This window comes from Thermaurantiacus tibetensis, from assembly GCF_015354055.1.
GTDB lineage: Bacteria > Pseudomonadota > Alphaproteobacteria > Sphingomonadales > Sphingomonadaceae > Thermaurantiacus > Thermaurantiacus tibetensis.
This window is the reverse complement of sequence record NZ_JACHTM010000002.1, coordinates 71,991-90,423: the sequence shown is the minus strand read 5'-3', so window position 1 is coordinate 90,423 and position 18,433 is coordinate 71,991. Positions and strand designations below refer to the sequence as shown.

Genomic DNA, 18,433 nt, shown 5'->3' with positions numbered 1-18,433 from the left:
CCCTTCCCCCTTCGGTCCGGCGGGAGGCGCGCATGCGCTCCGCCGTCCATGAGCCGGCGCCCGCCTCTCCGGCTGTCCTGAGCCCCGCCGCCGACTCCGGCGCGGGGCCGGAGCGGCGCTGCATCCTGACCGGCGCCCGGGCGCCGCGCGCGGCGCTCATCCGACTGGTCGAGGCGCCCGACGGGCAGGTCGTCCCCGATCTCGCCGCTCGGCTGCCCGGCCGCGGCGCCTGGGTTGCGGCCGACGGCGCGATGCTCGCCGAGGCGGTCCGGCGCGGCACGCTTGCCCGGGCGCTCGCCCGCGCCTGGCGCCGTCCGCCGCCCCCGGTTCCGGCCGATCTCGCCGCCTGCATCGGTGACGGCCTCGAACGGCGCTTCCTCGCTCGTCTCGGGCTCGAGCATCGCGCCGGCCGCCTCCTCTTCGGCGCCGAGAAGCTCGACGCCGCCGCCCGGGCCGGCCGGCTGGTCGCCCTGCTCCACGCCGGGGATGCGGCCGCCGACGGGGTGGCGAAGCTCGAGCAGGCGCTGCGCAGCGGCGGGCGGGCGAATCCGTCGAGCTACCGGCTGCCGATCGAGCGCGAGCGCTTGTCCCGGGCGCTGGGCCGTGACAATATGGTTCACGTCGGCATCACGGACGGCAGGGCGGCCGCGCGGGTCTTGGCAGACCTGGCGCGGCTTCGTGCCTACGGGCGGCTCCCGCACGCACGGACATCGGCACCGCCGGAGCCCGGCGCGTGCGCGGACCCGGGCGAGGGGGCGGAGTCCGGCATCGCGCGGGGCGCCGCGCAAGCGAACGAAGGATCGGAATGAGCGAAGACGAGAAGCCGAAACTGGGGCTCCGGCCTGCCCTCGGGCTCAAGAAGACCGAGGTGAGCCAGGTCAAGCAGAGCTTCAGCCACGGCCGCACCCACAAGGTGCTGGTGGAGACCAAGAAGGCGCGCGTCTTCCGCAAGCCCGGTGATCCGGAGCCGGCGCCGGCCGCCGCCGCGCCCGCCGGGCGGGCTCCGGCCGCACCGGCGGCGGCTCCCGCTCGTGCGCCGGTCGAGCGCGCGCCGGCTCTCGTCGGCGCGGGCGGTGCCGCGGCCGAGGCCCGGGGGGCGCAAGGCCCCGTCGCCCGGGCCCCGGTCGCGAAGCCGGTCGCTCCCCCGCCGCCGCGGCCCGTCTACACCGATGCGCCGGTCGAGGTGCTCGCCCCGCGGCCGCAGCCGAAGCCGGCTGAACCTGTCGTCCCCGCAGCGCCGGAGCCGGCAGCGGCGCCAGAGCCGGCAGCCCGGCCGGCGGCGCCAGCTGCCGCGCCTGCTTCCGCGTCCGAACCGGCCCCGGAGGCCCGGCCATCGCCCCCGAAGCCGCCCGCGGCCGCGCCTCGCCCTGCCCCCGCCCCGGTCGTGCCGACCCTCTCGCCCGAGCTCGCGCGGATCCAGAAGGCGCTCCAGAACCCGAAGCTGTCCCCGCGCGAGCGCCAGCAGCTGATGCTCCGCCTCGCCGAGGAGGAACGGCTCCAGCGCGCCGAGGAAGCGCGGATCCGTGAGGAGCGGGAACGCGCCGAGCGCGAGGAGGCCGAACGGCGCCGGCAGGAGGAGAAGGCGCGCGCCGAGGCCGAGGAGCGGGCCCGTGCCGAGGAGGAGGCGCGGCGCGCCGCCGAGGCGCCCGCCATCGTCGTGCCCGCCGTGGAGGACGAGGAAGAGGACGAGGCCGGCCGCCGGCGTGCGGCGACGCTCCGGGCCCGGGTGCCAGGGCGGACCTCCGAGCCGCAGAAGCCCGCGCGCTCGCGCACCGATGACCGGCGCCAGTCCGGCAAGCTCACCATCGCCCGCGCGCTCGGCGACGACGACGGGATCCGCGCCCGCTCGATTGCCTCGCTCCGCCGCGCCGCCGAGAAGCAGAAGCGCGCCCACGGCGGCGGCGGAATGGCGGCTTCGGCCAAGACTCCGCGCGAGGTGCAGATCCCCGAGGCCATCACCGTCCAGGAGCTGGCCAACCGCATGGCCGAGCGCGGGGCCGATCTCGTCAAGGCCCTCTTCAAGATGGGCATGCCGACGACGATCACGGCCACCATCGACCAGGACACCGCCGAGCTTCTCGTCACCGAGTTCGGCCACATCGCCCGCCGCGTCTCCGACGCCGACGTCGAGATCGGTCTCGAGGGCGAGGCCGACCGCCCCGAGGACCTGAAGCCTCGCCCGCCCGTCGTCACGATCATGGGCCATGTCGACCACGGCAAGACGTCGCTGCTCGATGCGCTGCGTGGCACCGACGTCGCCGCCCACGAGGCCGGCGGCATCACCCAGCACATCGGCGCCTACCAGGTGCAGGTGAAGTCGGGCGAGCGGATCACCTTCCTCGACACGCCCGGCCACGAGGCCTTCACCGAGATGCGGGCGCGCGGCGCCTCCGTCACCGACATCGTCATCCTGGTGGTGGCGGCCGATGACGGGCTGATGCCGCAGACCATCGAGGCCATCAACCACGTCAAGGCGGCCAACGTGCCGATGATCGTCGCCATCAACAAGATGGACAAGCCCGGCGCCGACGCGAACCGTGTCCGCACCGCGCTCCTCCAGCACGACGTGCAGGTGGAGGCGATGGGCGGCGACGTGCTCGATGTCGAAGTCTCGGCCCTGAAGAAGACCGGCCTCGACGAGCTCGTCGAGAAGATCCTTCTCCAGGCCGAGCTTCTCGAGCTTCGGGCCAACCCCGACCGCTCGGCCGAGGGCGTCGTCATCGAGGCCAAGCTCGACAAGGGCCGGGGCCCGGTGGCCACCGTCCTCGTCCGCCGCGGCACGCTCCGCCAGGGCGACATCTTCGTCGTCGGTGCCGAATGGGGGAAGGTGCGCGCGCTCATCAACGACAAGGGGCAGACGGTGAAGGAGGCGCTGCCCTCGACACCCGTCGAGGTGCTCGGCCTCTCGGGCGTGCCGGCAGCGGGCGACCGGCTCGCCGTCGTCGAGAGCGAGGCCCGCGCCCGCGAGATCGCCGATTACCGGCAGAAGCAGGCAACCGCCAAGCGGACCGCGGCCGCGCCCGCCACGCTTGAGAGCATGTTCTCGGCGATGAAGGAGGCGAAGGCGCAGGAGTTCCCGATCGTCGTCAAGGCCGACGTTCACGGCTCGGTCGAGGCGATCGTGGCGGCCGTCAACAAGCTCTCGACGGACGAGATCCGGGTGCGCGTGCTCCACTCGGGCGTGGGCGGCATCACCGAATCGGATGTCACGCTCGCGCGCGCTTCGGGCGCCCTCATCATCGGCTTCAACGTCCGTGCCAACGCCAAGGCGCGCGAGGTGGCGAACCAGGCCGGCGTGCCGATCAAATATTATGACGTGATCTACGACCTTCTCGACGAGCTCAAGGTGGCCATGGCAGGCAAGCTTGGGCCGGAATATTTCGAGAACGTCGTCGGCCGCGCCGAGGTCCGCGCCGTCTTCCAGGCCGGCAAGTTCGGCAAGGCCGCCGGCTGCCTCGTCACCGAGGGCTTCATCAAGCGCAACCTCAAGGCCCGGGTGCTGAGGGACGACGTCATCGTCTACAACGGTTCGATTGCCTCGCTCCGGCGGTTCAAGGACGATGTCACCGAAGTGCAGAAGGGCTATGAGTGCGGCATCGGCCTCGAGGGCTTCCAGGACGTGCGCGAAGGCGACGTCATCGAGACCTACGAGATCGAGGAGCGCCTGCGCAGCCTCTGAGCGCAGGGCCGCGCGTCTCTGGGCGGGACCGGCAGGGGGCGGCATGAGCAGGGGCCATGGAGGACGGCATGAAGCGCAGCGTGGATGACGCCGGCCGGTCGCTGCGGACGCTCCGGGTGGGCGAGGCCATGCGCCACGCCCTTGCCGACCTTCTCGCCCGCGGCGCCCTGCGCGACCCGGCGCTCGAATCCCGCATCGTCTCGGTCTCGGAAGTGCGGGTCTCGCCCGACCTGCGCCACGCCACCGCCTACATCATGCCGGTGGGCGGCACCGCGGCAGACGAGGCCGCCGTGCTCGCCGCGCTCGAGGCCCATGCCCGGGAAATCCGCCAGGCCCTCGCGCGCGCCGTCAACACCAAGTTCGCGGCCGAAATCCGGTTCCGCGTGGACGAGAGCTTCGCCGAAGGCGCCCGCATCGACGCCCTGCTCCGCTCCCCGCGCGTCAGGCGCGACCTCGACCCGCCCGCCCCGCGCCGGCTTGACCCTGACGAAGAGGCCTAGGCTCTCCTCAGCCCTGCGCCTGACCGGAGCCGGAGAAGCAGGAGCCCGGCCATCACCGCGCCCACGCCGCCGAGTGCCGCCATGCTCCAGTAGCCATCCGCACCCAAGCCGGCGCCGTAGAGCCGGCCGGCCAGGTAGCTGGCCGCCGCGGTTGCCGGCGCATTGGCAAGGCTCTGGTAGATCATCTGCGCCGTCGCCCCCCGCTCGTCGCCGAACAGCAGCTGGATCCCGCGCATCGTGCCAAGGAAGGTGAAGGCGAAGGTGAGCGCGTGCAGCACCTGCAGCGGCACCAGCAGCAGAAGGCCCGGCTCCATCGAGAGGCCCACCCACCGCACCACCGAGGCAAGGCCGCCGAGGAGGATGAGGGTGGCGGGCGAGACCCGCTCGAGCCGCCCCGCCACGAACATGAGGAACAGGACTTCGGCGAAGACGCCGAGGGCCTGCAGCGTGCCGATGGTGAAGCCCGAGAAGCCCTGCGCGTCGCGCCAGATGAGGTTCGAGAAGATGTAATAATACTGGTGCGCGCCCTGGATGATGCCGGCCGCGAAGGCGAGCAGGAAGAACTCGGGCCGCTTCAGCATTGCGAGGCCCTCGGCGAGCCGCGCTGCGAAGGGCTGGCCCGCCTCGCGCTCCTGCGGCTCGGGCGTCATCTGCGTCGCGAGGAGCACCATCACCGCCGCCATCACGATCATCCAGGCCAGGATGGCGCGGGCATCGAACCAGTCGATGAGGAGCCCCACGCCGAAGTTGCCGAGGATGAAGGCGGCCGACGCGAGGCCCCGGGCGAACCCATAGGCCGGCCCCTCGCTCTTGCCGGTCAGGCGGAACAGGGCCGCCTCGAGGAAGGCGATGAGGCCCCACACCGTCACCTGTGTCACGAACAGGAGCGCGAAGTCCTTGAGCACGAGCCCGCGCGGGATGAGGGCGAGGAAGGCGAGGAGCGTGATGACCCCGAGCGCGACGATGGGGGTGCGCCGGTCGCGCCGGCCGTCGGCCCAGGCCGAGGTGAGCGGCCCGATGAGGATCCGCGCCAGGGTCGAGATGGTGAAGACGAGGCCGATGGTCTCGCCGGAGAAGCCGGCCACCGTCTCCATCCAGCGGCTGAGCCAGGGGATGAAGGCGCCGAAGAGCGCATAATAGGCCGAGACCGTCGCCGTCGCGCGCCAGGCGGTGGAAGCGGTCGAGTGGCTCGCCATTCCGGTCCCTTGCTGCCCCGGCACGCTGCCGGTTTGGTCCGGTTAGAAGGGCTCCGGCCAAGGAGCAACCGGGTCTTGGCGGCGGGGCGACATCCTGCCGTTCCTCTTGCTTCCGGCAGGCCCGCAGGCCGCCTCGCGCCCGGACCTTCCCCACGTCTCGCGCCGTGGCAGCCGCCAGCCGGGCGTCAGGCCGCCGGGGGCGCGGGCCCGACCCTCCTCGTCCTCGACGGTGCGACGGCCGGCTGCCTTGCTCTGACACGGCGCGCGTGACCCGGTGAATCTCCCTGCCGTCGCCAGCTGCATCGCGGCCCGAGGATCATGTGAGGGACCACGGGAGTCCTCACCGCGCGCAAACCTCTCCCCCGGAGCTGGCTCCAGGCCCAGCTGCTTGACGACGCGGTCTGCGAGCGTCCACCGGCAGGCCAGCCCGCCGCGTTTCGGACGTGAAGGCCGGGGCAGCCTCCCGGCGGCCTGGCCTCCGTCTCCGCGCGCACCCCGGGATGCCGTGACGCCGCGGTTCGAGCGCTCGCGTCTCCGGCTTGTCTGCGACGCCCCGCCCCGGCAAGGGCATGGCCGGAGGAATGCCCATGCCCAGTCTCTTCGACCTCACGGATCAGGTCGCGGTCATCACCGGCTCGTCGCGCGGGATCGGAAAGAGCATCGCGCACCGCATGGCCGAACATGGCGCCCAGGTCGTCGTCTCCAGCCGCAAGGCGGACGCCTGCGACGCAGCGGTTGCCAAGATCAACGCCGCGGTCGGCCGCGAGGCGGCAGTTGCCTGCCCGGCCAACATCTCGTCGAAGGACGACCTCCGGCGCCTCGCCGACTTCGCGCTCGCCCGCTTCGGCAGGGTGACGGCGCTCGTGCTGAACGCCGCCTCCAACCCCTATTTCGGCCCGATGACGGGAATTGCCGACGAGCAGTTCGTGAAGATCCTCATGAACAACGTCGTCTCGAACCACTGGCTCATCCAGATGCTCTCGCCCCAGATGCTCGAGCGTGGCCAGGGCTCCATCATCGTCATCTCCTCGATCGGCGGGCTCAAGGCCTCGACCGTCATCGGCGCCTACAACATCTCCAAGGCCGCCGACCTGCAGATGGTCCGCAACTATGCCGCCGAATTCGGCCCGCGGGGCGTCACCGTCAACGCGATCTGCCCCGGCCTCATCCAGACCGATTTCGCCCGCGCGCTGTGGGAAAATCCCGACATCCTCGCCCAGGCGACCGCCGGCTCGGCGCTCAAGCGTATCGGCCAGCCCGACGAGATCGCGGGGCTCGCCGTCTTTCTCGCCTCGAGGGCCGGGAGCTTCACGACCGGCCAGGCCCTCGTCGTCGACGGCGGCGCCACCATCGTCTGACGCCGGGCCGGAGCCCGGCCGGGCAGGAGACAGGGTGGCGCTTGCCGCAGCCGCCGGCCGCCCTATGTTCGCCTTTGAGGAGGAGCCCCATGAACGTCATCGCCGAGACCCACGCCCGTGACATCGCCGCGATGGAAGCGCTGCTTGCCCGCCAGAAGGCCGCCTTCACCGCCGAACTCCCCGTCTCCGCCGAAGTCCGCAAGGACCGCCTGCGCCGGGCCATCGACGCCGTCATCCGCCACAAGGACGGCTTCGTGAAGGCACTTTCCGACGACTTCGGCCACCGCTCGGCCGAGCAGTCGCTCATGACCGACATCATGGCCTCGGTGAAGCCGCTTCGCCACGCGCTTTCCCATGTCGAGCGGTGGATGAAGCCGGAGCGCCGCCGGCTCGACTTTCCGCTCGGCCTTCTTGGCGCGCGCGCCCATGTCGAGTGGGTCCCGAAGGGCGTGGTCGGCATCATCTCGCCGTGGAACTTCCCGGTAAACCTCACCTTCGCACCGCTCGCCAACGTGCTCGCCGCCGGCAACCGGGCGATGATCAAGCCCTCGGAGTACACGCCCGCCACGTCAGACCTGATGAAGCAGGCCATCGCCGAGGCCTTCGATGCGAGCGAAGTCGCCGTCGTCACCGGCGGGCCGGAGGTCGGCAAGGCCTTCTCAGGCCTTGCCTTCGATCACCTCATCTTCACGGGCGCGACGGCCATCGGCCGGCATGTGATGGCCGCGGCAGCCAGGAACCTCGTCCCCGTCACGCTCGAGCTCGGCGGCAAGTCCCCCACCATCGTCTCCCGCTCGGCCGACATCGCCCAGGCAACGCAGCGCATCGCCATGGGCAAGCTCATGAACGCGGGCCAGATCTGTCTCGCCCCCGACTGGCTCCTCGTGCCGGAGGAGAAGGAGGCCGAGGTGATCGATGGCCTCAAGGTCGCCACCGCCGCCATGTATCCGACGATGCTCGCGAACCCCGACTACACCAGCGTCATCTCGAAGCGGCACCGGGACCGGCTGGAGGGCCTGATCGCCGACGCCCGGGACATGGGTGCGCGCGTCATCGAGGTGAACCCAGCGAACGAGGACTTCACGAGGCAGAACACCAACAAGATGCCCCTGACGCTGCTTGCCGACGTCACCGACGAGATGACGGTCATGCAGGAGGAGATCTTCGGGCCCGTGCTGCCCATCGTCCGCTACCGCACGATCGACGAGGCGATCGACCGGATCAACGGCCGCGACCGGCCGCTCGGGCTCTACTGGTTCGGGACCGACCCGGCCGAGGAGCGGCGCGTGCTCGACCGCACCATCTCGGGCGGGGTCACCGTCAACGACGTCATCTTCCATGTTGCCGCCGAGGACCTGCCGTTCGGCGGCATCGGCCCGTCCGGCATGGGCCACTACCATGGGCTCGACGGCTTCCGGACCTTCAGCCACGCGCGGGCCGTCTACCGCCAGCCGAAGCTCGATGTCGCAGGGCTGGCCGGCTTCCGCCCGCCCTATGGCGAAAAGACCCGGAAGGCGCTCGCGCGCGAACTGAAGCCCTGAGGCGCCAGCGCGGCGCTGCTTCGGGCGAGAGGTGCCTCAGCGCGCCATCACCCGGAGCCCGATGTGGAGGGCAGGGCCGGAGGCGCCGTCGGGCGGCGTGTCGATGAGCGCTTGCCCCTGCCAGCCCTGACCCGCCAGCGGTGCCGCGGCGAGCGCGTTCGCGGCTGCTTCCAGCGCCTCGAGCCGCGCAGGGAGGGTTCCGCCGTCCTCCGCCGTGAGGCGAAGCCGGATCACCCAGGGCAGGAGGCTCTCCGGCGGCCGTCCGGGGTCTGTCGAGGGCTGCAGGCGTGGCACCGGCTCCGGCGACAGGCCGTCGACGTCGAGCCGCAGCCGGACTCCCTCTCCGGGGGCAGATTCGCCGAGCCCCACGGCATGTCCCGTCCGTGCGGCCAGCAGCGCTGCCAGGGCTTCGACCGCAGCGCCGAGCGTCGCCCTCAGCCGTCGAGTACCCGCTTCAGGTGCTGGATGTCGCGGTCGAGCTCATGGTCCTGCGCGCGCAGCGCCTCGATGCGCTTGACCGCGTGCATCACCGTCGTGTGGTCGCGCCCGCCGAAGCGCCGGCCGATCTCGGGGAGCGAGCGCGGGGTGAGCTGCTTCGCAAGATACATGGCGACCTGCCGAGGCCGTGCCACCTCGCGCGCCCGGCGGGGCGAGACGAGGTCCGAAAGCTTCAGGCGATAGTGCTCGGCCACGCGCCGCTGGATGTCGTCGATGGTGAGCTTGCGGCTGTGGGCGCGAAGCACGTCGGCGAGCACCTCGCGGGCGAAATCCACATCGACCGCGCGCCCGGTCAGGTTGGCGTAGGCGATCACCCGGTTGAGCGCGCCCTCGAGCTCGCGGACATTGGCGACGATCCGCCGGGCCAGGAACTCGATGACCGGGTCCGGCACTTCTGCGGCCGGCATGGCCGCGAGCTTGGCCTTGAGAATATTGAGGCGGAGCTCGTAGTCGGCCGGGTTGATGTCGGCAACCAGGCCCCAGGCGAGGCGCGACTGAATGCGGCTCTCGATTCCCTCGAGGTTCTGCGGGCTGCGGTCGGCCGAGATCACGAGCCACCGGCCGGCGCCGATGATCTCGTTCATGGTGTGGAAGAACTCCTCCTGGGTGGAGTCCTTGCCGGCGATGAACTGCACGTCGTCGATCATGAGAAGATCGGCGGAACGCAACTGCTGCTTGAAGCGAATGGTCTCGCGCTCGCGCAGCGCGGCCAGGAACTCGACCATGAAGCGTTCGGCCGAGAGGTAGACGACCCGGGCCGACGGCAGCCGGGCGAGCACGCTCTGGCCGATCGCGTGCATGAGGTGGGTCTTGCCCAAGCCCGTCGGCCCGTGGAGAAACAGCGGGTTGAAGCCCACCGTCACGCTCTGGCCGACGGCGCTGGCAAGCGTCAGCGCGGCGTTGAAGGCAAGCTCGTTCGACTTGCCGGTCACGAACTGGTCGAAGCTGTAGCGCGGCTCGAACAGCGGCAGGCCGAGGGGTTCGCCCCCCGGGGCGGGCGCCGGAGCGCCCGCCGGGGCGCTGCCTGCGGGCCCGATCGTGGCAGCGCAGGCGGACTCGAAGCGGACGCCTGTCACGCCCGGAAGCGACTCGGCGAGGGCGGCGCGGACCTCGTCCTCGAAATGGTTGCGCACCCAGTCGGCCATGAAGCGCGACGGAAGGGCGACCACCGCGCAGCTGCCCTCGATTCGGAGCAGCGCGAGCGGCTCGAGCCAGCTGGCGTAGGTCTCGGCTCCCAGCGCCTGGCGAAGCGCCCGCTTCGCAGCGTCGAGCCCATGCTGCAGCGAGCCCGGCGACATCGGCGGGCTCGGGCGCGTGGACGCCCCTCCGCCCGCCGGCCGGACTCGACTGGTCTCATCTGCAAACGCGCTGCGCAACTGCCCCTGATATGGCATGGACGCCTGAACTCCCGAACGGAGATGTGGTCGGCCGGTGGCACCCGGCGGCGAGGATGTCGCCCGTGCGTCCCCGCACGGGCCGGAAGCGGCGCTAGGGCCCGGATCTGGATCGCCGCGGAGACCTGGTGTCGCGCCCCGTGCGACCCACGGCTTCCGTTCCCGCTTCCGGTCTCTTTTCCGGACCTTGTCGTGCGCGCATGTCCCCTCGCATCGTCCACTTTGCCTCCCCGCCCCCACGCGAGGTGCGGGCAGACGAACCCGTCGGCTGCCGGATGGCTCCGGCAGCCTGTCCTTCGGAACGGAGCGGGCGACCCGACCCGCCCCTCACCAGCTCGGCATTCCTGAACCCGGAGCCCGATTCGCGGCTTCCGCCTTGCAGCTTCAGCGCGGGGGCCCGCCGCTTGCGACTAAACCAAAGAACCGCGCGCGGCTGCAAGGGTCAGAAATTCATGGAACTGCAAATAAATCGGTTGACAGGCCAAGGCTTTGGCACGCCGAGGGAATTCCCCAAGTGCCTGAAAAACCGCACGGAAGATGTGACATTCGGATTGCAGCAGCCGAATCGGCGCCCGCCTCAACGTATCAGCAACGCCCCGCAACTCGTTGGCGCAAGGCGCAAAGCGGGGATGACGCCCCCGACGTCAGGATGACGCTTTGATGACGAAAGGATGACGGAGCCCGCCGACTGGCGCGGCGTCAGGCCTCCGGCAGCGCGGCAATCCGCTTCGCAAGCCGGGAGATCTTGCGCGATGCGGTGTTCCGGTGGAGCACGCCCTTCGAGACCCCGCGCATCAGCTCGGGCTGGGCCGCAGCGAAGGCCTCGAGCGCCTGGGCGCGGACGCCCGACTCGATGGCCGCCTCGACCTTCTTGACGAAGGTCCGGATCCGTGACCGGCGGGCCTTGTTGATCGCCGCGCGGCGCGCGTTGCGGCGGATCCGCTTCTCGGCCGAGGGAGTATTCGCCATCTGCTCCACACACTCCGAAGGCGCGAGGGCGGCTCGGCCGGCCTCGCGGGAGCGGCCCGATAGCCGGCGCTCGCCAGCCGGTCAAGCGGCGGGCACGCTCAGCGCTGGCAGCGCCGGCAGGCGTAGGTCGCACGCTGGCCGAGCAGGAACCGCCGGAGCGGCCGTCCGCAGGCCGGACAGGGCTGGCCGGTGCGGCCATAGACCCGGAAGTGGTGCTGGAACGTGCCGAGCTCGCCCGAGACCGCCACATGGTCCCGAAGCGACGAGCCGCCGGCCGCGATGGCCTCGGCGAGCACCGCCTTCACGGCAGCTGCGAGCGACTCGAGGCGGGCAAGGGCAATCCGGCCTGCCGGGCGGGCGGGGGCGATTCCGGCCCGGAAGAGGCTCTCGCTTGCGTAGATGTTGCCGAGCCCGGCGACGACCCGCTGGTCGAGGAGCAGCGCCTTGATGGCGGCCCTCCGGCCGGCTGCCGCGTGCGCGAGGTGGGTGCCGTCGAAGGCGTCCGACAGCGGTTCCGGTCCGAGATCTGCAAGGAGCGGATGGCGGCCGGCTTCCGCCGTGGGGGCGAGGTGAAGCGAGCCGAACCGGCGCGGGTCGTGGAAGGCAAGGCGCCGCCCGCCCGCCTCGAGGACGACATGGTCGTGCGGCAGCAGGGGCTCCGGGTCCAGCCGGAACCGGCCCGACATGCCGAGGTGGAAGATGAGCGTGTCGCCGCGGTCGGTCTCGGCGAGGCCATATTTCGCCCGGCGCGCGAGGCGGAGGATGCGCGCGCCCTCGAGCCTCGCTGCGAGGTCCGGCGGCACGGGCCAGCGCAGGTCCGCCCGCCGCACCAGCACCCGCTCCAGCCGCCGCCCTTCGAGGAGGGGCGAGAGGCCGCGCACCACCGTCTCGACTTCGGGAAGCTCGGGCACCGCGCCGCCGTGACAGCAGGCCTGAGCTCGGGCAAGGGGCAGGCATGACCGAACCACCACCGGCGCCCGCCACCGTCCCCTTCGGTTTTGCCGACGTGCCGCCCGAGGAGAAGACGGCGCGGGTGAAGGACGTCTTCATGCGCGTCGCGCGCCGCTACGACCTCATGAACGACCTCATGTCGGCGGGCCTCCACCGGGCATGGAAGGACCGGTTCGTGGAGCTGGTGCGCCCGCGGCCCGGCGAGGCCATCCTCGACCTCGCCGGCGGCACCGGGGACATCGCCTTCCGCCTCGCCCGCGCGGGCGCCCGGGTGACGGTGGCCGACATCAACCCCGAGATGCTGGCGGTCGGCGAAGCGCGGGCCCGCGCGCGGGGCATCGCCGGGCTCGACTGGGTGGAAGCCAATGCCGAGGCCCTTCCCTTCGCCGACGGGGCCTTCGCGGCCGTCACCGTCGCCTTCGGCATCCGGAACGTGACCCACGTCGACCGGGCGCTTGCCGAGGCGCACCGCGTGCTCGGCTGGGGCGGGCGTTTCTTCTGCCTCGAGTTCTCGACGACCGAATGGCCGGGCTTCGCCCGCCTCTACGACCTGTACTCGATGCAGGTGGTGCCCCGGATCGGCGCTGCCGTCGCCCGCGATGCCGAGGCCTACCGCTACCTCGTCGAATCGATCCGCCGGTTCCCGCGCATGGAAGACTTCGCCGCCATGATCGAGGCCGCCGGCTTTCGCCGGGTCGCCGTCACCCCCATCCTTGGCGGGGCAGTTGCCATCCACCGCGGCTGGAAGGTCTGATTGCTCCTCGCCTCGCGCCACGCGCTGCGTCTTCTGGCAGACGCCCGCCGGCTGGCCCGGCACGGGGCGCTCCGGCCCTTCGAGCGCCACCCGGACGTGCCGGCGGAGCTCGGCCTTCTCGCGCGGCTGCTGCGGCTTGGCGCCTTCGCGCCCGACCCCCCGGACTTCGCCGGCGGCCTGCGCGCCTGCGGGCCGGCTGCAGTCAAGCTCGGCCAGGCGCTTGCCACGCGGCCCGACCTTGTCGGCGCCGAGGTGGCGGCCGACCTCCGCCGCCTCCAGGACGATCTCGAGCCTGCTCCCTTCGAGGCGATCGAGGCCGAGCTCGACCGCGCCTTGCCCGGCGGCTGGCGCGCCCATTTCGCCGAGATCTCCCGCCAGCCGGCGGGCGCGGCCTCGATCGCCCAGGTGCACCGCGCCGTCACCCACCGTGGGCAGGTGGTGGCGCTCAAGGTGCTGAGGCCCGGCATCGAGGAGCGCTTCACCTCGGCGCTTGCGAGCTACGCCTGGGCCGCCGACCGTCTGGAGGCGCTGGGCGGCGAGTTCGCGCGGCTCCGGCCCCGGCAGGTGATCGCCACCTTCCGCCAGTGGACGCTGGCCGAGCTCGACCTCCGGCGCGAGGCGGGCAACGCCTCGGAGCTGGCCGATGCCGTGCGCGCCGAGCCTGGCGTGCGGGTGCCGGCGGTCATCTGGGACTACACCAGCCGCCGCGTGCTCGCGCTCGAATGGGTGGAGGGCATCAAGCTGACCGACCTTGCCGCCGTCGAGGCCAGCGGGGCCAACCGGCCGGCGCTGGCGCGGACCGTCGTGCGCGCCTTCCTGGCCCAGGCGATCGGCCGCGGCTTCTTCCACGCCGACCTCCACCAGGGGAACCTGCTGCTCTGCCCCGACGGCCGCATCGCCTTCCTCGACTTCGGGATCATGGGCCGGCTCGACCGCCGCGCCCGGGTCTATCTGGCCGAGATCCTCTACGGGCTCATCACCGGCGACTACCGGCGCGTCGCCGACATCCACTTCGAGGCGGGCTATGTGCCGCCCTACCACGACCGCGGGGCCTTCGCGACGGCGCTCAGGGCCGTGGGCGAGCCCATCCGCGGCCGCGCCACCTCCGAGATTTCGGTCGGCGGTCTCCTCGACGGGCTGTTCGCCATCACCCGCAGCTTCGACATGGAGACGCAGCCGCACCTCCTGCTGCTGCAGAAGACCATGGTGATGGTGGAGGGCGTGGCGAGCGCGCTCGACCCCGACATCAACATGTGGGACGCCGCCAGTCCTTACGTGAAGCGCTGGATCCGGGACGAGCTTGGGCCCGAGGCGCGCCTTGCCGACCGCCTGCTGCGCGGTGCGGGGCTCATCGGCGCGCTTCCCGGTGCGGCGCGGCGCGCGCTCGCCCTTCTGCCGCCCGACGGCGCCGCTCCGCCCGCCATCCCGCTTCCGCCGCTTTCCCCGCCGCGGCCGGCCCGCTGGCCGTGGCTGGCGCTCGGTGCGGCGCTGGGGGCTGGCGCGATGGCGCTCCTCGGCTGAGCGGACCCTGCCGATTGGCAGCCGGCAGCGGCGCCGCTAGGGGCGGGAGCATGCTCGCCGGCAGGCGCCTCCTTCTCGTCATCGGCGGCGGCATTGCCGCCTACAAGGCGCTCGAGCTCATCCGACTCGTCCGCGCGCAAGGGGGCCACGTCACCCCCGTGCTCACGCGGGCGGCGCAGCAGTTCATCACCCCGCTTGCCGCCGCCGCGCTCGCCGAGACGCGCGCCTACACCGAGCTCTTCGACCTCGACGACGAGGCCGAGATGGGCCACATCCGCCTCTCCCGCGCGGCCGATCTCGTCCTCGTCTGCCCGGCGACCGCCGATCTCATGGCCAGGATGGCGGCGGGCCTCGCCGACGACCTCGCCTCCACCCTGCTTCTTGCCACCGACACGCCGGTCATGGTGGCGCCGGCCATGAACGTCCGCATGTGGGAGCACCCGGCAACGCAGGCCAATGTGGCGACCCTCCGGCGCCGGGGGGTGACGGTTCTCGAACCCGATGTCGGCCCCATGGCCTGCGGCGAGCATGGCCCGGGCCGCCTGCCCGAGCCCCCGGCCATTCTCGCGGCCATCGCCGCAGCGCTCGCACCCGGCGCGGGGCCGCTTGCCGGCCGCCATGCCCTCGTGACGGCCGGCCCCACGCACGAGCCGATCGACCCGGTGCGCTACCTCGCCAACCGCTCCTCGGGCCGCCAGGGCTTCGCCATTGCCCAGGCGCTCGCTGCCCGCGGCGCCCGCGTCACGCTCGTCGCCGGCCCGGTCGCGCTGCCGACGCCGCCGGGCGTCACCCGCGTGGATGTCGAGACCGCGCGGGAGATGGAGGCCGCCGTTTTCGCCGCTCTTCCGGCCGACCTTGCCGTGATGGTGGCCGCCGTTGCCGACTGGCGCGTCGAGCCGGCGGCGGCCAAGCTCGCCAAGGGGGAGGTGGCGCCGGCCCTCGCGCTCGTCGAGAACCCCGACATCCTCGCCCGCCTGGCCGCGCCGGGCCCGCACCGCCCCGCGCGGGTGGTGGGATTTGCCGCCGAGACGCACGACCTCCTTGCCCGCGCCAAGGCCAAGCTGGCGCGCAAGGGCTGCGACATGATCGTCGCCAACGACGTCTCGGGCGACGTGATGGGCGGCAGCCGCAACGCCGTCCACCTCGTGACGGCCGAGGGCGTGGAGAGCCTGCCGGAAGGGACGAAGGAGGAAGTGGCCGCCCGGCTTGCCGACCGCCTGGCCCGCTGGTTCGCACCCGCATGAGCGCGCCCGTCCTCCGCATTGCCCGCCTGCCCCACGGGCAGGGCCTGCCGCTTCCGGCCTACCAGACCGCCGGCGCGGCCGGCATGGACGTGTGTGCTGCCGAGGACCTCGAGCTCGCCCCCGGCGCTCGCGCGGCCGTCGCGACCGGCCTCAAGGTGGCGGTGCCGGAGGGCTTCGAGCTCCAGGTCCGCGCCCGCTCGGGCCTTGCGCTTGCCGACGGGCTTGCCGTGCTCAACGCGCCGGGCACGGTCGACTCCGACTATCGCGGCGAACTCAAGGTGATCCTCGCCAATCTCGGCGCAGCGCCGGTTGCGATCGCCCGCGGCATGCGGATTGCCCAGCTTGTCGTGGCCCCCGTCGTGCGCGCGGCGGTCGAGGAAGTGGCCGAACTCGAGCCGACCGCGCGGGGGGAGGGCGGCTTCGGCTCGACCGGGCGGGCATGACCCTCTCTGACCTCGAGCTCGAGCGCTACGCCCGCCACATCGTGCTTCCCGAAGTGGGCGGCGCCGGCCAGGCGCGGCTCAAGGCCGCGGCGGTGGCGGTGGTGGGGGCGGGCGGGCTCGGCTCGGCAGCACTTCCCTGCCTGGCCGCCGCTGGCGTGGGGCAGCTCACCATCGTGGACGACGATTGCGTCGCCCTCTCCAACCTCCAGCGCCAGACGCTCTACGCCACGGCCGACATCGGCCGGCCGAAGGCCGAGGTGGCGGCCGAGCGGCTGGCCGCGCTCAACCCCCATGTGTGCATCTTGGCGCGCGCGGAGCGGCTGACCGAGGCGAACGCCGCGGCCCTTCTTGCCGGCCATGACCTCGTGCTCGACGGCACCGACAGCTTCGCCGCCCGCGCGGTCGTCAACCGCGCCTGCGTCGCCCTCGGCCTCCCGCTGGTGGCGGCCGCCATGGGCCGGTTCGAGGGCCAGCTCGGGGTCTTCGCCGGCCACCTGGCCGATTCGCCCTGCTGGGCCTGCTTTGCCGGCGCGGCCGAGGACCGGCCGGGCGAGACCTGCGCGGCGCGCGGGGTTCTCGGCGCGCTCGCGGGCGTGATGGGGAGCCTGCAGGCGCTCGAGGCCATCCGCCTCCTGACCGGCTTTGCCGCCCGCCCGCCGGGCGAGCTTGCGCTCTTCGACGCCCTGACGCTGTCCCTCCGTCGCATCCGCGTGCCGAAGGATCCGGCGTGCCCGGTCTGCTCCTCGTCCTGACCGCGCGCGAAGGCCCGCGTGCCGCAGCCGCGCTCGAGGCGGCGGCGGTTGCAGCCGCGCTCGGCCGGCCGGTTGCGGTGCTGCTGAAGGGCCCCGACTTCACCGACTGTCCCCGCCTGGCCGCGCTCCGGGAGCTTGGCGCCGAGCTCTCCGCCTGCCAGGCGGCGATGGCGGAGGCGGGCGTCGCGGCGGCGGATCTGCCTGCCGGAGTCGCGCCGCGCGGGCTCGTCGCCGTCATGGCCGGGCGGGAAGACTGGCAGCTGCTCGTCGCCTGAGGCGGGCGTGAGAGGAATGGCCGGCCGTCAGCGCGGGCCGCTGTCGCGCAGCTGCCGGTTGCGGAAGGCGTAGAGCGCAAGCGCGAGGCAGCCGGCCGCGCCCAGCCAGTAGGGGAGCGCCGGGACAAGCTCGTAGAGGCCGATGCCAATGGCCGGCGCAGCGACGAAACAGGCGCCGTTGACGGCGGTGACCGCGCCCGCGACCGCGCCCTGGTCGGCGCGGTTGACGGCAAGCGACGCCCCGGCAGTGAAGCCCGGCCGCGTCATGCCGAAGCCCGCCGACTGGAGGGCGAAGGCGATGACGAGGGCATGGAAATCGTGCGCAAGCGCGATCCCCGCCGTGCCGGCGGCGGCCACCAGCGCGCCCCAGCGCATGAGCTGCGAAGGAGTCATGGCGAAGAGGCGCACGATGCCCCACTGGGCCAGGAGCGTCGCGGCGGCGCCGGCCATGAAGGCAAGCCCGATGAGCTTGGCCGACTCGCCTGCGGCGGCGCCACCCGCGAGCCGGTCGATGATGAGAAAGCCGAGCGCCTGGCCGGTTGCCGCCTGGAGCGAGCCGGTGGCAAAGCCGTAGATCATGAAGGCGCGCACGCGCGTGTCGAACACCGAGACGCGCCGCCGCTCGCCCGATTCGCTCGCGGCTTCCGCGGCAAGCACGTGCGCCGAGGAGGGTGCGCCGCCGACCGAAGCGATGGAGGCTGCGGCCCCCCGGCCGCCGCCGGGCGGCGGGGCATGGGTCGGGTCGTCGTCGGGCAGGCCCCGGCGCACGAGGAGGGCGACGACGGCGGCCACGCCGGCGAAGGCGAACATGGGCCCCGAGAGGCCGACTCCAGGGAGGATGAAGAAGGGGGCGACCGCCGGGCCGACGATGGTGCCGAGCCCGAAGGCCGAGGAGAGGAGCGCGAGCGCGTTGGTGCGCTCGGCCGGGGTCGTGCGGCTGGCGACGAAGGCCTGGGCGGCCGGGTTGGCGGCCGAGCCAAACACGCCGAAGAGCGCGCGCGCCAGCGTGAAGAGGGCGAAGGTGACCAGAGGCGCGATGAGGCCGCGCAGGCCGGCGAGGATGACGAGGGCGCACAGCAGCATCGAGAGCCCGAAGCCGCCGAGACCCACGAGGAGCAGCAGCCGGCGGCCGCGCCGGTCGGAGCGCAGCGCCCAGTAGGGGGCGGAGAAGGTCCAGATGAGGGCCGAGAGCGAGAAGACGAGCGCAATCCCCATGTCGGGGATCCGGATGGCCCGGCCGATGACCGGCAGCACCGACTGGAGGGCGGTGTTGCCTGCCGCTGTCACGAGAAGCGCCGCGAAGACGAGGGCGAAGTGGGTGCGCGGCAGGCTGGCGGGTGTCACGGACATGCTGCTAG

At 72.6% G+C, this 18,433-nt stretch carries 17 protein-coding genes; 11 read left to right on the top strand and 6 right to left on the bottom strand.

The genetic code is table 11. The annotated features are described in order from the left end of the window. Positions 1–32 precede the first annotated feature (32 nt). From H3H34_RS05020 to rbfA, 3 genes are all read left to right on the top strand, one after another. Positions 33–809, top strand: a complete 777-nt coding sequence (locus tag H3H34_RS05020; RefSeq protein WP_194744200.1) for a DUF448 domain-containing protein — start codon at positions 33–35, stop codon at positions 807–809. Continuing rightward, positions 806–3,679, top strand: a complete 2,874-nt coding sequence (infB, locus tag H3H34_RS05015) for a translation initiation factor IF-2 (protein ID WP_194744199.1) — start codon at positions 806–808, stop codon at positions 3,677–3,679. Before H3H34_RS05020 ends, infB begins: the two co-directional genes overlap by 4 nt. Before the next feature lie 68 nt (positions 3,680–3,747). Then, positions 3,748–4,179, top strand: a complete 432-nt coding sequence (gene rbfA / locus H3H34_RS05010; RefSeq protein WP_194744198.1) for a 30S ribosome-binding factor RbfA — start codon at positions 3,748–3,750, stop codon at positions 4,177–4,179. Here the strand turns inward: rbfA and H3H34_RS05005 are convergent. After that, positions 4,176–5,375 carry an MFS transporter gene (locus H3H34_RS05005; protein ID WP_194744197.1) on the bottom strand — a complete coding sequence of 400 codons (1,200 nt, stop codon included), beginning with the start codon at positions 5,373–5,375 and terminating at the stop codon, positions 4,176–4,178. The two genes, rbfA and H3H34_RS05005, sit on opposite strands and share 4 nt — an antisense overlap. Before the next feature lie 581 nt (positions 5,376–5,956). Between H3H34_RS05005 and H3H34_RS05000 the strand changes: the two genes are divergently transcribed. Then, a complete protein-coding gene (locus H3H34_RS05000; RefSeq protein WP_194744196.1) occupies positions 5,957–6,733 on the top strand; it encodes an SDR family NAD(P)-dependent oxidoreductase in 777 nt (258 codons plus the stop codon). A gap of 89 nt (positions 6,734–6,822) precedes the next feature. Beyond that, positions 6,823–8,274, top strand: a complete 1,452-nt coding sequence (locus H3H34_RS04995) for a coniferyl aldehyde dehydrogenase (protein ID WP_194744195.1) — start codon at positions 6,823–6,825, stop codon at positions 8,272–8,274. A 36-nt stretch (positions 8,275–8,310) separates the two neighbouring features. Here H3H34_RS04995 and H3H34_RS04990 read toward each other — a convergent pair whose 3' ends face one another. The 4 genes from H3H34_RS04990 to mutM all read right to left on the bottom strand — a co-directional run bounded on the left by H3H34_RS04990 (position 8,311) and on the right by mutM (position 12,046). Continuing rightward, a complete protein-coding gene (locus tag H3H34_RS04990; protein WP_194744194.1) occupies positions 8,311–8,643 on the bottom strand; it encodes a hypothetical protein in 333 nt (110 codons plus the stop codon). 65 nt (positions 8,644–8,708) lie between these two features. Then, positions 8,709–10,070, bottom strand: coding sequence for a chromosomal replication initiator protein DnaA (dnaA, locus tag H3H34_RS04985; RefSeq protein ID WP_194744193.1), 1,362 nt, complete (start codon positions 10,068–10,070; stop codon positions 8,709–8,711). A 795-nt stretch (positions 10,071–10,865) separates the two neighbouring features. Beyond that, positions 10,866–11,135, bottom strand: a complete 270-nt coding sequence (rpsT, locus tag H3H34_RS04980; protein ID WP_194744192.1) for a 30S ribosomal protein S20 — start codon at positions 11,133–11,135, stop codon at positions 10,866–10,868. A 98-nt stretch (positions 11,136–11,233) separates the two neighbouring features. Then, positions 11,234–12,046, bottom strand: coding sequence for a bifunctional DNA-formamidopyrimidine glycosylase/DNA-(apurinic or apyrimidinic site) lyase (gene mutM / locus H3H34_RS04975; RefSeq protein WP_194744191.1), 813 nt, complete (start codon positions 12,044–12,046; stop codon positions 11,234–11,236). 44 nt (positions 12,047–12,090) lie between these two features. Here mutM and H3H34_RS04970 point away from each other — a divergent pair, with 44 nt between their 5' ends. The 6 genes from H3H34_RS04970 to H3H34_RS04945 are packed head-to-tail and all read left to right on the top strand — an operon-like array spanning position 12,091 to position 17,075. Continuing rightward, the gene (locus H3H34_RS04970; protein WP_194744190.1) at positions 12,091–12,840 is read left to right on the top strand and encodes a class I SAM-dependent methyltransferase; all 750 of its coding nucleotides are present in this window, start codon (positions 12,091–12,093) and stop codon (positions 12,838–12,840) included. Continuing rightward, positions 12,841–14,361: a 2-polyprenylphenol 6-hydroxylase gene (ubiB, locus tag H3H34_RS04965; protein ID WP_194744189.1), complete on the top strand. Its 1,521-nt coding sequence runs from the start codon at positions 12,841–12,843 to the stop codon at positions 14,359–14,361. A 50-nt stretch (positions 14,362–14,411) separates the two neighbouring features. After that, entirely contained in the window at positions 14,412–15,605 is a 1,194-nt protein-coding gene (gene coaBC / locus H3H34_RS04960; RefSeq protein ID WP_194744188.1) for a bifunctional phosphopantothenoylcysteine decarboxylase/phosphopantothenate--cysteine ligase CoaBC, read from the top strand. Continuing rightward, entirely contained in the window at positions 15,602–16,048 is a 447-nt protein-coding gene (gene dut / locus H3H34_RS04955; protein WP_194744187.1) for a dUTP diphosphatase, read from the top strand. The genes coaBC and dut overlap by 4 nt, the downstream gene beginning before the upstream one ends. Then, positions 16,045–16,800 carry a HesA/MoeB/ThiF family protein gene (locus tag H3H34_RS04950; RefSeq protein WP_194744186.1) on the top strand — a complete coding sequence of 252 codons (756 nt, stop codon included), beginning with the start codon at positions 16,045–16,047 and terminating at the stop codon, positions 16,798–16,800. Before dut ends, H3H34_RS04950 begins: the two co-directional genes overlap by 4 nt. After that, positions 16,776–17,075 (top strand): hypothetical protein, encoded by a 300-nt coding sequence (locus H3H34_RS04945; RefSeq protein ID WP_194744185.1) that lies wholly within the window; start codon positions 16,776–16,778, stop codon positions 17,073–17,075. Before H3H34_RS04950 ends, H3H34_RS04945 begins: the two co-directional genes overlap by 25 nt. A 27-nt stretch (positions 17,076–17,102) precedes the next feature. Here the strand turns inward: H3H34_RS04945 and H3H34_RS04940 are convergent, their stop codons facing one another. Further along, positions 17,103–18,419, bottom strand: a complete 1,317-nt coding sequence (locus tag H3H34_RS04940; RefSeq protein ID WP_328831291.1) for an MFS transporter — start codon at positions 18,417–18,419, stop codon at positions 17,103–17,105. Positions 18,420–18,433 lie beyond the last annotated feature (14 nt).